The 14,006-nt window shown below is 71.3% G+C and carries 10 protein-coding genes; 6 read left to right on the forward strand and 4 right to left on the reverse strand.

The genetic code is table 11. The annotated features are described in order from the left end of the window. Positions 1-91: 91 nt before the first annotated feature. Genes AC1DX8_RS13135 through AC1DX8_RS13150 form a run of 4 tightly spaced genes read left to right on the forward strand, consistent with a single transcriptional unit; the run spans position 92 to position 4,807 of the window. Positions 92-3,817, forward strand: a complete 3,726-nt coding sequence (locus tag AC1DX8_RS13135) for an FtsK/SpoIIIE domain-containing protein (RefSeq protein WP_477630367.1) — start codon at positions 92-94, stop codon at positions 3,815-3,817. Positions 3,818-3,869: 52 nt separating this feature from the next. Continuing rightward, positions 3,870-4,166, forward strand: a complete 297-nt coding sequence (locus AC1DX8_RS13140; RefSeq protein WP_477630368.1) for a hypothetical protein — start codon at positions 3,870-3,872, stop codon at positions 4,164-4,166. Positions 4,167-4,172: 6 nt separating this feature from the next. Further along, entirely contained in the window at positions 4,173-4,400 is a 228-nt protein-coding gene (locus AC1DX8_RS13145; protein ID WP_477630369.1) for a hypothetical protein, read from the forward strand. Beyond that, positions 4,397-4,807, forward strand: a complete 411-nt coding sequence (locus AC1DX8_RS13150; protein ID WP_477630370.1) for a PPOX class F420-dependent oxidoreductase — start codon at positions 4,397-4,399, stop codon at positions 4,805-4,807. Before AC1DX8_RS13145 ends, AC1DX8_RS13150 begins: the two co-directional genes overlap by 4 nt. A gap of 5 nt (positions 4,808-4,812) precedes the next feature. On the opposite strand, the gene AC1DX8_RS13155 is transcribed toward AC1DX8_RS13150, so the two are convergent. Continuing rightward, on the reverse strand, positions 4,813-5,277 hold the full coding sequence (locus AC1DX8_RS13155; protein WP_477630371.1) for a hypothetical protein: 465 nt from the start codon (positions 5,275-5,277) through the stop codon (positions 4,813-4,815). A 411-nt stretch (positions 5,278-5,688) separates the two neighbouring features. Between AC1DX8_RS13155 and AC1DX8_RS13160 the strand changes: the two genes are divergently transcribed. Continuing rightward, positions 5,689-5,937 carry a WhiB family transcriptional regulator gene (locus AC1DX8_RS13160; protein WP_056922793.1) on the forward strand — a complete coding sequence of 83 codons (249 nt, stop codon included), beginning with the start codon at positions 5,689-5,691 and terminating at the stop codon, positions 5,935-5,937. Between the two features lie 72 nt (positions 5,938-6,009). On the opposite strand, the gene AC1DX8_RS13165 is transcribed toward AC1DX8_RS13160, so the two are convergent. Together AC1DX8_RS13165 and AC1DX8_RS13170 are read right to left on the reverse strand one after the other, a co-directional pair. After that, positions 6,010-7,503, reverse strand: a complete 1,494-nt coding sequence (locus AC1DX8_RS13165; protein ID WP_477630372.1) for a sensor histidine kinase — start codon at positions 7,501-7,503, stop codon at positions 6,010-6,012. Positions 7,504-7,702: 199 nt separating this feature from the next. After that, positions 7,703-8,413: an MOSC domain-containing protein gene (locus AC1DX8_RS13170; protein WP_477630373.1), complete on the reverse strand. Its 711-nt coding sequence runs from the start codon at positions 8,411-8,413 to the stop codon at positions 7,703-7,705. 64 nt (positions 8,414-8,477) lie between these two features. Here AC1DX8_RS13170 and AC1DX8_RS13175 point away from each other — a divergent pair, with 64 nt between their 5' ends. Continuing rightward, complete coding sequence (locus tag AC1DX8_RS13175; RefSeq protein WP_477630374.1) at positions 8,478-8,906, forward strand: hypothetical protein; 429 nt, start codon at positions 8,478-8,480, stop codon at positions 8,904-8,906. 49 nt (positions 8,907-8,955) lie between these two features. Here the strand turns inward: AC1DX8_RS13175 and AC1DX8_RS13180 are convergent, their stop codons facing one another. Beyond that, a complete protein-coding gene (locus AC1DX8_RS13180) occupies positions 8,956-13,854 on the reverse strand; it encodes an NAD-glutamate dehydrogenase (RefSeq protein ID WP_477630375.1) in 4,899 nt (1,632 codons plus the stop codon). Between the last annotated feature and the right edge of the window lie 152 nt (positions 13,855-14,006).

A 14,006-nucleotide genomic window follows, 5' to 3' on the forward strand; every position in this document is an offset into this window, starting at 1 on the left:
GGTTAGACGCGTTGGTGCTTGTTTGATGTCGCTCGTCCACAGTTGTGGATGATGGGCGACGATGGCGATCGGCCGCTCCTACCGTCGACGGATGCGCCTCCAGCTCACCGTCCTCTTCTGCCCACCAGGCGGCGGACCACCCCCCGAGCCGGTGGAGGTCGAGGTGGTGGCGGCCGCCGGGTCCACCGCCGGGCAGCTGGCCAGCGCTCTCGCCACCCTGGACCCCTGGGGTCGCCACCACGCGACATCGATCTCGGTGTCCGGCGCGCTGGTCGCGAGTGCGGCCGTGGTGGGGACGCACCCGCTGGTCGACGGCGCCGCCCTCACCCTCGCGATCCAGCCCGCCGCCTCCTCCTCGCCGGGTCCCGCAGCCCCCCGCTCGCCGGTGACACTCTCGGTCACCCACGGACCGGACGCCGGCCGCAGCATCGAGCTCGTCCCCGGAGTGCACACCGTGGGTCGGGGCTCGGAGGCGGCCGTCGTGATCGACGACCCGCGGATCTCCCGGGTCCACGCCGTCATCAGCGTGGATGCTGACTCCATCAGCGTCGCCGACGCCGGGTCGACGAACGGCACCGAGCTCGACGGAGTCCGGGTCGGCGCCGACCCGCACCCAGCGGCCATCGGGGCCACCGTCCGCGTCGGAGACACCCTGCTCGTCCTTCGCGCCGGAGGGGGCGTGCCGGCTGTGGTGGCACCCCGAGGCGACGGCAGCATCGCTGTCAACCGCCGCCCGCGCCTCTCGGGCACCCTGCCTGCACGCACGATCACGCTGCCCACCCCGCCAGCCGTCGCGCACGCCCCCCGCGTGCCGTGGGTGGCCATGCTGCTCCCCCTCCCGGTCGCGGGGGTGATGGCGCTGGTCTTCGGTCCGATGATGCTCGCCTTTGCCGTCATGAGCCCGATCCTCTTGGCAGGCAACGTCATCGGTGATCGGCTCACGGGCAGACGCAGGTATGCCGCGGAGCACGCGGCATACCTGCGTCAGCGTCGTGACGCCGAGGCGCGCCTGCGAGCTGCCTGCCATGACGAGGCCCGGCAGCGGGCCAGGGACCTCCCCGACCCCGCGCAGACCTTGGCCGTCGCCACGACACCCACGGCCCAGCTCTGGGAACGCCGCCGCAACGACCCGGACGCGCTCACCGTCAGCGTCGGGTGGTGGAGCACCCCCGCTTCGTTGAAGGTGCAGAACTCCGATGCCGACGTCGCCGAACACCCCCTGCTGCATCGTGTCCCGTGCGCTGTCCCACTCGCCGACCTGGGGGTGACGGGTTTCTGCGGTGAGCGCGCCGCGGTCCTGGGGGCCCTGCGCGGTGTCATCGGCCAGCTCGCCACCCTCCACTCGCCGCTCGACCTCGAGCTGGTCCTGGTGACGGGGTCTGGCGGCGTCGACCCGGCATGGACGTGGCTCGGGCGGTTGCCCCACGTCCGCGCCGCCGACGGGCGCCCGCGCCGCGGTTGGCTGCTGGCAGTGGAGCGCGCCGACCCGCGCGAGACCGAGGTCGTACGGATCGGCATCGGCGAGCTCGCGGCTGTCGTCCGGCAGAGAGCCACCCACCAGGACGTCCGGGACGAGGTCTCCGGAGGACCACGAACCCTGGTCGTGCTGGACGGAGGTCTCGACCTGCGAGGGCTTCCCGACCTCACCGTCCTGCTCGAGCACGGTCCCTCCGTGGGCATCTGCGTCGTGGCCGTCGCCGACGAGAGGTCGGGCCTGCCGTCCGAGTGCCGCGCCGTCCTGGACCTCGACACCCCGAGGTCTCTGCTGCACCTCCCTGGCGCTCCGTCCGCGCCCCTGGTGGTGGACCGGGTCGGCCCGTGGTGGGCAGACCGCCTGAGCCGCGCCCTCGCCCCTCTGCGCGACGCGACCCCGGGTGCGACGGCCGGCTCACCTCCCGACCGGCTCGGGCTCGGCGAGCTGCTCGGTCTCACGGAGGCCGAGCCGTGGGGGACGACCATCGCATGCTCGTGGGCGGAGCACCCGCAGAGCACTTCCGTGCCGGTCGGCCACACGGGGGAAGCCAGCTTTCGCGTCGACCTCGCCTCCGACGGCCCGCACGCGCTGGTGGCAGGGACCACGGGCGCGGGCAAGTCCGAGCTGCTGCGCACGCTCGTGGCTGCACTGGCCGTCCACCACCGGCCGGAGCACCTCTCGATGATCCTCATCGACTACAAAGGTGGCGCCGCATTTCGCGAATGCGCACCCCTCCCCCACGTCGCCGCCGTGGTCACCGACCTCGACGAGCTGCTTGCCGCCAGAGCGCTCACCTCCCTGCGGGCCGAGCTCAAACGCAGGGAACGGGTGCTGGCGACCGCGCACGTGCCGGACTTCGTTGCGTACCAGTCTTCCCCGGTCTCTGCCACCGACCCGCTCCCCCGCCTGGTCATCGTGATCGACGAGTTCCGCGCGCTCGCGGAGGAGCTGCCCGGGTTCATCGACGGCATGGTGGCCGTGGCGTCCCTCGGCCGCTCGCTCGGCGTGCACCTGGTGCTCGCGACCCAACGTCCCGCAGGGGTGGTGACGGCCGACCTCAAGGCGAACCTGAACCTGCGCATCGGCCTGCGGCTGCGCGACCGGTCCGACTCGGTGGACGTCATCGACGTGCCCGACGCCGCCGCCGTCGACAGCCGCTTCCCTGGCCGCGCCCTCGCCCGCGTCGCGGGTGGTCCGGTCACCGCCTTCCAGACGGCCCACGCCACCGCCCGGACCACGTTTGGCCCTGCCGACGGCATCCGTGTGCGTCGGCTGCCGTGGGGCGTGGCCCCAGCGCCGTGGCCCGAGGCCGCGCCGGACGACGACGCCCCCACCGACCTGTCGGCCGTGGTGGACGCGGTGTCGGCGGCGGTCGACCTCACCGGTGCGCGGCCCGCGTCCAGCCCGTGGCTCCCGCCCCTTCCCGAGCGGCTGGAGCTGGGGGCACTGCCGCAGGGTCCGGATCCGTCCCGCTTCGCCATCGGTCTCGTCGACGAACCCGCCCTCCAGCGGCAGTCGCCGCTCGAGGTGGCCCTCGACGAGCCGGGCCACTGGGGGTTCGTGGGTGGCACCGGGAGCGGACGCAGCACCGCCCTCCTCGCCGTCGCGGGCTCCGCGACGCGGACGATGGGTCCGGACGACCTCCACCTGTATGCCGTGAGTGGCGGGTCGCTCGCAGCCGTGACCGCCCTGCCGCACTGCGGAGCGCACGTGGGCGTCGACGCACCGGGCCACCTCGAGCGGCTCGTGTCGAGGCTGGCCGGGGAGCTGGCCGGGCGCCGGGTGCAGCTCACCACCTCGGGTCGTCCGTCCTGGGGGCAGTGGCGCCGCGGACCCCCTGGGCGCCCCGCCCGCCCTGCTGCTGCTCGTGGACGACTGGGACCTCCTCACGCAGCCCGACGACCACCACGGAGGGCAGCTCACGGCCAGGCTCCTCGGGCTGCTCCGGGAGGGCGCCGGCCTCGGGCTGACCGCCGTGCTCGCAGGAGACAGGTCCCTGCTCGTGGGGCGGGCAGCGTCGGTCATGACCCATCGGGTCGTGCTCCGGATGGACGATCCCACCGACGTCCTGCTGGCAGGCATCCCTGCGAGGTCGGTGCCTGCCGCGCCGCCGCCCGGCCGCGGCCTGCTCCGCGACGGCACCGAGCTCCAGGTCGCCGTGCCACCGTCCGTCCCCGAGGTCTCGACGCTCGCCGCCTCGCCCACGCACGCCGCCAGCGGCCGGCCGCAACGACGCCCATGGCGCGTGGAGGCCTTGCCGGAGCACGTGTCCTTGCGGTCGTTGGAGGAGGCGTCGCCGGGGACCGTCGACGACGACCTGGTGCTCGTGGGGATCGGAGGTGACGAGCTGGAGCCGCGCGGGTTGAGTCCTTCCCGCGACGGGCGACAGTGGGCGGTGCTCGGGAGACGTGGCTCGGGCGTCAGCACCACGCTCGTGACGGTCGCGACGGGCTTGCTGACCCGGGGTCGTCCGCTCTGCGTGGTCGCCTCACCCTCCACCCCGTGGGAGGCGCTACGCCGGGACCCGCGCGTTCTCTTCGTCGACGGGCCGGGTGGGCTTGACGCGCTGGTCGCGTTACGGCGCCGGGCACCGGATCTCGCCGTGGTGGTGGACGACGCCGACCAGCTGCTCGACACGCCCCTCGACCCGGCGTTGCGTCAGGTGGCCGGCCTGGTCGACCGAGACGGCTGACTCGTCGTGATAGGAGCTGAGGCCGACGCCCTGTCGGTGCAGTACCGGGGCCTGGCGGTCGCCATCGCCCGCCGCCAGACGGGCGTCCTGCTCGGGCCGACCAGCGTCACCGCGGCCGACCTGTTCGGCACCCGGGTTCCGGTGGACCGGGCGGCACCACCCGGCCGTGGCTACCACGTGCGTTCCGGGGTCGCGGTGCCGATCCAGGTCGGCTCGACTACGGTCAGGTGGTGACCCTCCCCCCTGACCTGGCCGCCCTCGGTGACGAGAAGTTCGTCTGCCTCACGACGTTCCGCAAGTCCGGCGCCGCCGTCGAGACCACCGTCTGGATCGGGAAGGACGGCGACTCGCTCATCGTGACCACCCCGTCCGGGAGCGGCAAGGTCAAGCGCCTGCGCAACGACGAGCGGATCACGCTGCGTCCCTCGAGCCGACGGGGCAACGTCGACACCTCGGTGCCGCCGGTCCCCGGCGTCGCCGAGGTCGTCGAAGGTCGCGAGGCGATGTACCGGCTCGACTCGGTCATGGGAACCAAGTACCCCTTCGAGTACCGCCTCGTCCTGGGGATCGAGCGGCTGATCCGCCGAGGAGCACCCCAGCGGGTCATGCTCCGCATCACGGCAGCCGACGAGGCCGCCTGACCGGGTCAGTCCTTGACCGCGCCCCCTGCCCGGCCCTGTGTCGAGCCCGGTGCCGGGCCCTCGGCCGGACCCTCGGCCGGGTCCTCGTCGGTCGTGTCGGCGCGGATGGCCGCCACGATGCCGACCAGGGCGATGCCGATGACCAGCGCACCGACCAGCCCGTGGTCGCTCTGCACGAGGCTCCAGCCGACCGGGAGCAGCAGCGCGTTCCAGACGACGGTGGGGGTGTTGGGCCAGTTGTCGCCGCGCAGCCACCCGCGGGCCAGAACCGCGATCCCTACCGCGAAGACGAGGATCAACAGGGCCGACATGACGACCCTCGCCACGTCGGCGGCGGAGTCCTGGGTCAGCTCCCAGAGGTAGAACACGACGAACCCCAGCAGGGCGAGCGCATGGAGGGCACAGATCCCGGCGGCCACCGCACGGAACGGGTCGCGCGGACGGGACGGGGCGGGGGCCGGACTTGTCACGCCCCTCAGGCTAGGTGCAGGCGCGGAGCAGGCGCACGCGGCATACCGACGGTCACGATGGTCGGGGAGCCGGCTCACCTGACGCGGGCTGTCCGACATGTGACCAACACCTCAGTGTTACCCACCCGAAATCTCGTGCTCAGGGTGTTGATTCCGGGTCTGATGCGTCAGGCTGGAACAGAAACACCGGGCAACCCGTTGGCAGAAGTGCGTCAACCCCTCCAAAATGGGTGCGCACGCGTTTCACCCTGTGTGGAAATGGGTCGAGTAGGCTATGCCGTTCGGTCCTGACTTGCTCAGGTGCACGACCCCCCGCACACCCCCGCAATGACGCGTCCGTGCCGTGAGGTCCGCAACCCCAGGGCCCACCACACGGATGCGAATCCCCCTGCACTACAAGGAGCACCCTTCATGGATTGGCGCGACCGCGCTGCCTGCCTCGACGAGGACCCCGAGCTGTTCTTCCCGATCGGGAACACCGGCCCGGCCATCCTCCAGATCGAGGAGGCCAAGGCTGTGTGCCGACGCTGCACGGTTGTCGACGTGTGCCTGAAGTGGGCCATCGAGTCCGGCCAGGACGCCGGCGTCTGGGGCGGCATGTCCGAGGACGAGCGCCGCGCCCTCAAGCGCCGCAACGCCCGCGCCCGCCGCGCCGGCTGACCGAGGCCCCTTCCCGCCGACCCGTCGGCGGCCCCCACGCCGCACCACAACTCAAGAAGACCGGGACCGCCGTCAGGCGTTGTCCCTCCCCAGTGGCCGAAGCCGCGCGATGAAACGCACCCGCGTACCGCGCGGCTTTGCTGCGTCCCAGGTGATCCGACCCCGCAGGTCCTGCACCAGCGACTGAACGATCTGGGTGCCGAGCCCCGACCCACCCGGCTTGAAGTCAGCCGGCAGGCCGGCCCCGTCGTCGGTGATCGTCACGGTGAGCAGCTCGTCGCCCCGGTCGTCGGTGGTGCGCTGCGCCTCGATGTGGACGGTGCCCCCGCCGGTCTCGGCGAGACCGTGCTCGACGGCGTTCTGGACGAGCTCGGAGAGCACCATCGCCAGCGCCGTGGCGTCCTCGGCCCGCAGTGTGCCGAACGACCCGGTCACCTGGGAGGTGATCGGGTGCTCGATCTTGGCGACCTCGGTGATGGCCTGCAGCCCCCGCACCGCGATGTCGTCGAAGTCGACCATCTCGTCGAAACCCTGGCTCAGCGTCTCGTGCACCAGCGCGATCACCCCGACGCGACGCACCGCCTCCTCCAGCGCCACCCGGCCGGCCTCGCCCTCGGGCAGCCGCCGGGCCTGGAGCCGCAGCAGGGCGGCGACGGTCTGGAGGTTGTTCTTCACCCGGTGGTGGATCTCGCGGATCGTCGCGTCCTTGGTGAGCAGCTCGAGCTCACGGCGGCGCAGCTCTGAGACGTCGCGCAGGAGCAGCAGCGCACCCACCCGGATGCCGCCCTCGGTGATCGGGATGGCGCGCATCGACACGCTCGCGCCGCGCGAGGTGACCTCGGTGCGCCACGGGGCACGACCGGTGACCACGAGCGCCAGGGACTCGTCGACCGGGGACTCGTCGCGCAGGAGGTCGGCGACCACCTTGGCCAGCAGCTCACCGATGACGTCGCCGACGTGGCCCAGCCGGTGCACGGCCGAGAGGGCGTTCGGGCTGGCATACGACACGATCCCGTTCACGTCGAGCCGGATCACGCCGTCGCCGACGCGCGGCGCGCCCCGCCGCTGCCCGGTGGGCGCGGAGGTGTTCGGGAACTCCCCGGCCGCGATCATCCGTGCCAACGCGTCGGCGAGCGCCTGGTAGGTCAGCTCCAGCCGGCTCGGCGTCCGCATCGCCGCCAGGTTGGTATGCCGCGTGATCACCGCGAGCGCGCGGCCCTCCCTCACCACGGGGATGGCCTCCTCGCGCACCGGCATGTCGTCGCGGAAGATCGGGTCCTTCTCGCGCACGATCCGCTGGTCGAGGTAGGCCTGGTCGAGCAGCGACTGCCGTCCCCGGTGGGTGCGCCGACCGACGACGTCCTCGAAGAACACCATCTGGCCGGTGGTGGGGCGCACGTGCGCCACCGCCAGCCAGCCCTCGAGACCCCCCGGCACCCAGAGCACGAGGTCGCCGAACGAGAGGTCGGAGATCAACTGCCAGTCGCCGACGAGCAGCTGCAACCACTCGACCTCTGCGGGAGCGAGATCGGTGGCGGACTGGAGCACCTCGTTGAGGGTGGGCACGCGGGAAGCCTAATCGCGGGCGCGGACCGCCCTGCTCGACGGGTGGGCGGCACCTGTCAGCAGCGACGATCCTGCACGAGACTGGCCTGTTGACCGACCTCCTGGCCCTGGCCTCCGGCCGCAGGCGAGGCTGAGCTCCTCCGGGTCGAAGACCCCGAACCACGTCGCCGTGGCGGCGTCGGTGGCGAAGGCCACGCGGTCAGGTGGGGACGACGACGTCGCCGACGGCGATGGTGCCGGGCTCGAGGACGGACGCGTAGATGCCCGCCAGCAGGTCGTGGTGCTCACTGATGGCCCGGAGCATCCCGGGCCGCTCGGGCAGCCCCACCTGCGCGACCCCCACCATCCGACACCGCTCGATCGGCTCGCTCACCCGCAGCCGCACGGTGCCGATGGTGACGTCGTGTCCGAGCCACGACTCCTCGGCATACGGCTCGGTGGTGGCGACCACGACGTTCACGCGCAGGTGCCGCGGGTCGAGTGGGCGTCCGTCGCYCTCGTGCCGACCCAGCTCGGCGAGGGTGGCGCTGCCCACGAGGGAGAAGGACGCGGCGTCCTGGTGCTGGACGTCGCCCTCCCTTCGCACCGTGACCGGCTCACCGAAGTGCCGCGAGAGGGCCGAGTCCGCCCTCCCCTGCCCGACGGCCACCTCCAGCCCGCCCGGCAGGGTCACGACGGTGTCCCCGGCGCGCTGTGCGGCAGTGACGTCGAAGACCGGGTCCATCCTGCGGAAGCGTCGTGAGTGCTTGCCACTGGCCAGCTTGCCGTCGGCGGCGTAGACCGCCCACTCCCGGTCGCCGTCCAGCCCTGCACCCCCGACCTCGACCCTGGTGAGGGTCTCCCCACCCATCGACTTCACCGGGTAGCGCGTCAGCAGCAGGACCTGCGGATGAGTCGTCTGGTCGGCCACGCGGCCACTCTATCTGTGCGGTTTCGCCCCACCCCGGACCGTTTTCGCCCTACTCTCGGCCACCATGACCGTGCCTCCGACACCGCCGCCCGTGCCACCCACCCAGCCGGCCCAGCCCGCTCTGGGCACGATCCGGCTCACCATCCAGGGGTCGATGATGACCGCCAACGCGCTCACCCCCCGGGTGCGGATCAACGGCTATCCCGCGCCCTCGCGCTACGGCGTGCAGGACCTCCCCGTCTATGCCGGGCCCAACCACATCGACGTCGACGCGCAGTGGATGCGCACCTACGGCCAGGCCGGGATCGACACGAGCGTGGCACCGGGCCAGGTCGTCGAGGTCTGGTACGCCTCGCCGATGCACCAGTTCGCCCGAGGCAACATCGGCTTCACCAAGCAGCCGCGCCCCGGCATGGGGTGCCTCTGGGTGGCACTGGGTGTGTTCGCCCTGCTCGTGGTCGTCCTGGTGCTCGGAGCCGCGCTCGGAAACTGAGCGCCGAAGCTGAGCGCGGAGCCCGCGCAGGCCTCGAGGGCCGGGACTGCTACGACGTGGCCGCGCCCGAGCGGATCACCGAGCGCAGGGTGCGCAGGGCGACCGACAACGCCGCGATGTTGGGCTTGTCGAGGCGTTCGATACCGCTGAGCGCCGTCTTGGCCCGCGCCAGGTTCTCGGCATTGGCCTTGGCCCACTCCTCGTACCGCGCGAGCGGCGCCGCACCCGAGGTGGAGGCGTCGATGACGGAGCGCACGAGGCTCTCCAGCACGGCATACAGGTCGTCGCGGAGGGCACCGCGCGCCAACGCGTCCCACCGGTCGTCCCGCGGGAGGTTGGTGACACGGGTGAGCATGCCGTCGATGCCGAACCGCTCGGAGAGGACGAAGTACAAGGGGGCCACGTCGACCGGGGACTCCCCCGTGTCGGTCGCGATGTCGACGATGTCGAGCAGCGAGAACTGGTCGAGCAGGCTGGCCGAGCGCATCGCCAGGTCTTCGTGCACCCCCAGCTTCTCGAGGGCGGACGCGTTGCGCTGCAACCTCTTCAGCTCGGCGCCCTTGAGCAGCTCGGGGATCTGCGGCGCGAACTCGCGCACGACGTCGCCGAACCGCGCCACTTCGTTGGCGACGTCGAGCCGCGATGGCCGGGACGTCAGGAACCAGCGCATCGACCGGTCGATCAGCCGCCGGAACTCGAGGTAGAGCTGGCTCTGCACGTCGGTCGACACGACGTTGTCGAGGGCCTCGACCTCGTGGACGAAGCTCGGCAGGTCGAAGATCTCGCGACAGACCACGAAGGCCCGGGCGATCTGCTCCGGCGTCGCGCCGGTCTCCTCCATCGCCCGGAAGGCGAACGTGATGCCGCCGCGGTTGACCATCGAGTTGACCACCGAGTTGGTGATGATCTCGCGGCGCAGCGGGTGCTCCGCCAGCTCACCCGCGAACTGCTCACGCAGGGCGGCCGGGAAGTAGTCGGTCAGGGTCGCCTGGAACCACGGGTCGTCGGGCAGCTCCGACGGCAGGAGGTCCTCCTTGAGGGCCAGCTTGGCGTAGGCCACCAGCACCGAGAACTCGGGCGACTTCAGGCCCAGGCCGTCGGCGAAGCGTCGGTCGATCTCGGTGTCGCTCGGCAGGAACTCCAGGGCCCGGTCGAGGTCGCCGCGCTCCTCCAACCAGTGGATCAGCCGCTGGTGCACCGGGAGCATCGGGTGCTCCTGGGCGCGGGCGTTGCCCAGCAGCACGTTCTGCTCGTAGTTGTCGCGCAGCACCTGGGCCGCGACGTCGTCGGTCATCGAGGCGAGCAGGGTGTTGCGCTGCTTGAGCGTCATGTCACCCGACTTGACCAACGAGGTGAGCAGGATCTTGATGTTGACCTCGTGGTCGGAGGTGTCGACGCCGGCGGAGTTGTCGATCGCGTCGGTGTTGACGCGCACGCCGTGCAGGGCCGCCTCGATGCGCCCCAGCTGGCTGAGGCCGAGGTTGCCGCCCTCGCCGACGACCTTGCAGCGCAGCTGGCCACCGTCGACCCGGATCGCGTCGTTGGCGCGGTCGCCGATGTCGGTGCTGCTCTCGCCGGCCGACTTCACGTAGGTGCCGATCCCGCCGTTCCAGAGCAGGTCGACCGGCGCCTGGAGGATCGCCTTCATCAGCTCCGCCGGCGTCATCGACGTGGCGCCCTTGGGCAGGCCCAGCGCCTCGGTCATCTCGGGGGTGATGGCGATGGACTTCAGCGCCCGGTCGAAGACCCCGCCACCGGCCGAGATGAGCGAGGTGTCGTAGTCGGCCCACGAGGAACGCGGCAGCTGGAAGAGCCGCTGGCGCTCCGGGAAGCTCTTCGCCGCAACGGGACTGGGGTCGATGAAGATGTGGCGGTGGTCGAAGGCCGCGATCAGCCGGATGTGCTCTGACAGCAGCATGCCGTTGCCGAACACGTCGCCGGACATGTCGCCGATACCGACGGCGGTGAAGTCCTGGGTCTGGGTGTCGTGCCCCATCTCGCGGAAGTGCCGCTTGACCGACTCCCACGCACCACGGGCCGTGATGCCCATGGCCTTGTGGTCGTAGCCGGCCGAGCCACCGGAGGCGAACCCGTCGTCGAGCCAGAAGCCGTAGGACTGGGCGACGCCGTTCGCGATGTCGGAGAAGGTGGCGGTGCCCTTGTCGGCGGCGACCACGAGGTAGGAGTCGTCGGGGTCGTGGCGCACCACCGACGGGGGCGGCACGACCCGTGAGCCGTCGCGGTTGTCGGTCAGGTCGAGCAACCCGGAGATGAAGACCTTGTAGGAGCCGATGCCCTCGGCGAGCCACGCGTCACGGTCGACCGTCGGGTCGGGCAGCTGCTTGGCGTAGAACCCGCCCTTGGAGCCGGTGGGCACGATCACGGCGTTCTTGACCATCTGTGCCTTGACCAGCCCGAGCACCTCGGTGCGGAAGTCCTCACGGCGGTCTGACCACCGCAGGCCGCCGCGAGCCACGGGGCCGAAGCGCAGGTGCACGCCCTCGACACGCGGGGAGTAGACGAAGATCTCGAACTGCGGCCGCGGGGCCGGCAGGTCGGGCACCTTCTTCGGGTTCAGCTTGATCGACACGTACGACTTCGCCGCTCCCGCGGAGTCCGCCTGGTAGAAGTTCGTGCGCAACGTCGCGGTGATGACCCCGAGGAACGCGCGGATGATGCGGTCGTGGTCGAGGCTCTTCACCTCGTCGAGGTCCCTGGTGATCTGGTCGCAGAGCTCGCCCTGCGCGGCCTCGCGCTCCGGACCGGCCTCACCGGCATACCGGTTCGGGTCGAAGCGGGCCTCGAAGAGGGCCACGAGCTTGCCGGCCAGGCGCAGGTTGGAGACCAGAGCGGACTCGACGTAGTCCTGCGAGAAGGTCGACCCGGTCTGGCGCAGGTACTTGGCCACCGTGCGCAGGATGACCACCTGGCGCCAGGTCAGCCCGGCGCCGAGCACGAGCGCGTTGAATCCGTCGGACTCGGCCTGCCCGTGCCACACCGCGCCCACGGCGTCCTGGAACAGCTCCCGCAGCCGGTCTCTACCACCGTCGGCGGTCCACACCTTGTCGTCGCGCACCCGCAGGCCGAAGTCGTAGACCCAGAGGCCGACGCCGTCGCCACGGGAGATCTCGTAGGGGCGCTCGTCGACGACCTCGACGCCCATGTGGGTGAACATCGGCAGCACCTGCGTCAGCGACAGCGGGCTGCGGCGGTAGAGCTTGAACCGGCGCTCGTTCGCGGGGGCACCGGGCTCCTGGTACATGTTCAGGCCGGTCGAGTCGTCGCTCTCGAGCGCGTCCATGTGGCGGATGTCGGCCACGCCGACCCGCGAGGTGAAGTCCTCCTTGTAGGCCTCGGGGAAGGCCCGTCCGTAGAGGCCGGACAGCCGGGCCGCCGCCTCCTCGCCGTGCTCCGCGCGAGCCGCCTCGCCGAGGTCCTCCTCCCACGTGCGGGTGGCGTCGACGAGCTGGCGCTCGAGCACGGCCTCGTCGATCGACGGGATCGACTCGCCCGACGGCACGCGCACGACGAAGTGCAGCCGTGCGAGCACCGACTCCGAGACCCGCGTCGTGAAGTCCACCGTGGCACCCGGAAAGGCTTGCCGCAGAATGGATTCCATCTTGAGCCTGACACCCGTGTTGTAGCGGTCGCGGGGGATGTAGACGAGGCAGGAGACGAATCGTCCGAAGCGGTCGCGGCGCAGGAAGAGCTTGGTCTTGCGTCGCTCCTGCAGGTGCAGCACCGAGGTGGCGTTGTCGTAGAGGGACTCCTCCTCGGCCTGGAAGAGCTCGTCGCGCGGGTAGTTCTCGAGCACCTCGAGCAGGTCCTTGCCCGAGTGCGAGTCGGGCAGGAACCCGGTGCGCTGGAAGATCGCGGCGACCTTGTCACGCAGCACCGGCACCCGGGTCACCGACTCGGTGTAGGCGCTGGACGTGAACAGCCCGAGGAAGCGCTTCTCCCCCGTCACCTCGCCGGCGTCGTCGAACTGCTTGACGCTGACGTAGTCGAGGTAGGTGTTGCGGTGCACCGTCGCCCGCGAGTTCGCCTTGGTGATGATGAGCAGCTCGCGAGCGCGCGCGACGGCCCTGRCCTGCTCGCTCAGCAGCACCCCCTCACCCGTGGGGTCGTAGCGCAGGAGACCCAGTCCGGTGCCCTGGACGGCCTCGAGCGTGTCGGCGTCCGGCCCGCGGTGGAGGGCGTACTCGCGGTAGCCCAGGAAGGTGAAGTGGTTGTCTGCCAACCACTCCAGGAGACCGCGCGCCTGCTCCACCTCCTGCTGCGGTATGCCGGTCGGCGGCGAGTCGACGAGGTCGCGCGCCACCTGGGAGCAGGTGGCCTTCATCTTGGGCCAGTCCTCGACCGCCTCGCGCACGTTGCCCAGGACGCTGCGCAGCCCGTCGGCGATCGTGGCGCGGTCGGCGGCGCTGCTGTCCCGGTCGATCTCGAGGTGCATCCACGACTCGCGCACGAGTCCGAAACCGTCCTCCGCGCTCTTCTCGCCCGTCCCACCAGCAGCCGTGCCGGGGTCACCGAGGACCACCTCCTCCAGCTGCCCCGCGGCGTTGCGGCGCACCCGCATGGTGGGGTGCACGACCAGGTGCACGGCGCGCTCCATGCGTTGCAGCTCGGCGCTCACGGAGTCGACGAGGAAGGGCATGTCGTCGGTGACGATCTGGACCACGGTGTGCCCGCTGGCCCAGCCCTGCTCCTCGATCTCGGGGTTGAAGACCTCGACCTTCGCGGTGCCGACGGGCCGGTCCTTGGCCAGCTCGCGCTGGGCCATCGCCGCGCCGAGCAGGTCCTCGGGGGCACGGGCGAGGAGGTCCTCGGTCGCCACGTGCCGGTAGTACGTGCGCAGGAACTCTTCGACCTCACCGCCCGCGTGGTCCGCGCGCTCAGCGGCGGTGTGCAGGAGTTGCTGACGGGACTGCTCCAGCGACGCAGACATGGCTGTCGACTTCATCCTCACTAGATCTTCGGGCACCGCAGGTCGTTCGGCTGTGCCGCCGCACCACGCTGTGCGACCCAGCCGAGACTATCGCTCACCGGTCGCAGGCGGCACACCCCGCCCCTCAGGCCACACTGGCAGGTTGTTTACGC

This window comes from Pedococcus sp. P2_A3, assembly GCF_056405035.1.

Excerpts from the sequence above, each read along its gene's own strand:
- AC1DX8_RS13175 (WP_477630374.1), top strand. The coding sequence starts at position 8,478 with ATGACCGTGCCTCCGACACCGCCGCCCGTGCCACCCACCCAGCCGGCC.
- AC1DX8_RS13160 (WP_056922793.1), top strand. The coding sequence starts at position 5,689 with ATGGATTGGCGCGACCGCGCTGCCTGCCTCGACGAGGACCCCGAGCTG.
- AC1DX8_RS13135 (WP_477630367.1), top strand. The coding sequence starts at position 92 with ATGCGCCTCCAGCTCACCGTCCTCTTCTGCCCACCAGGCGGCGGACCA.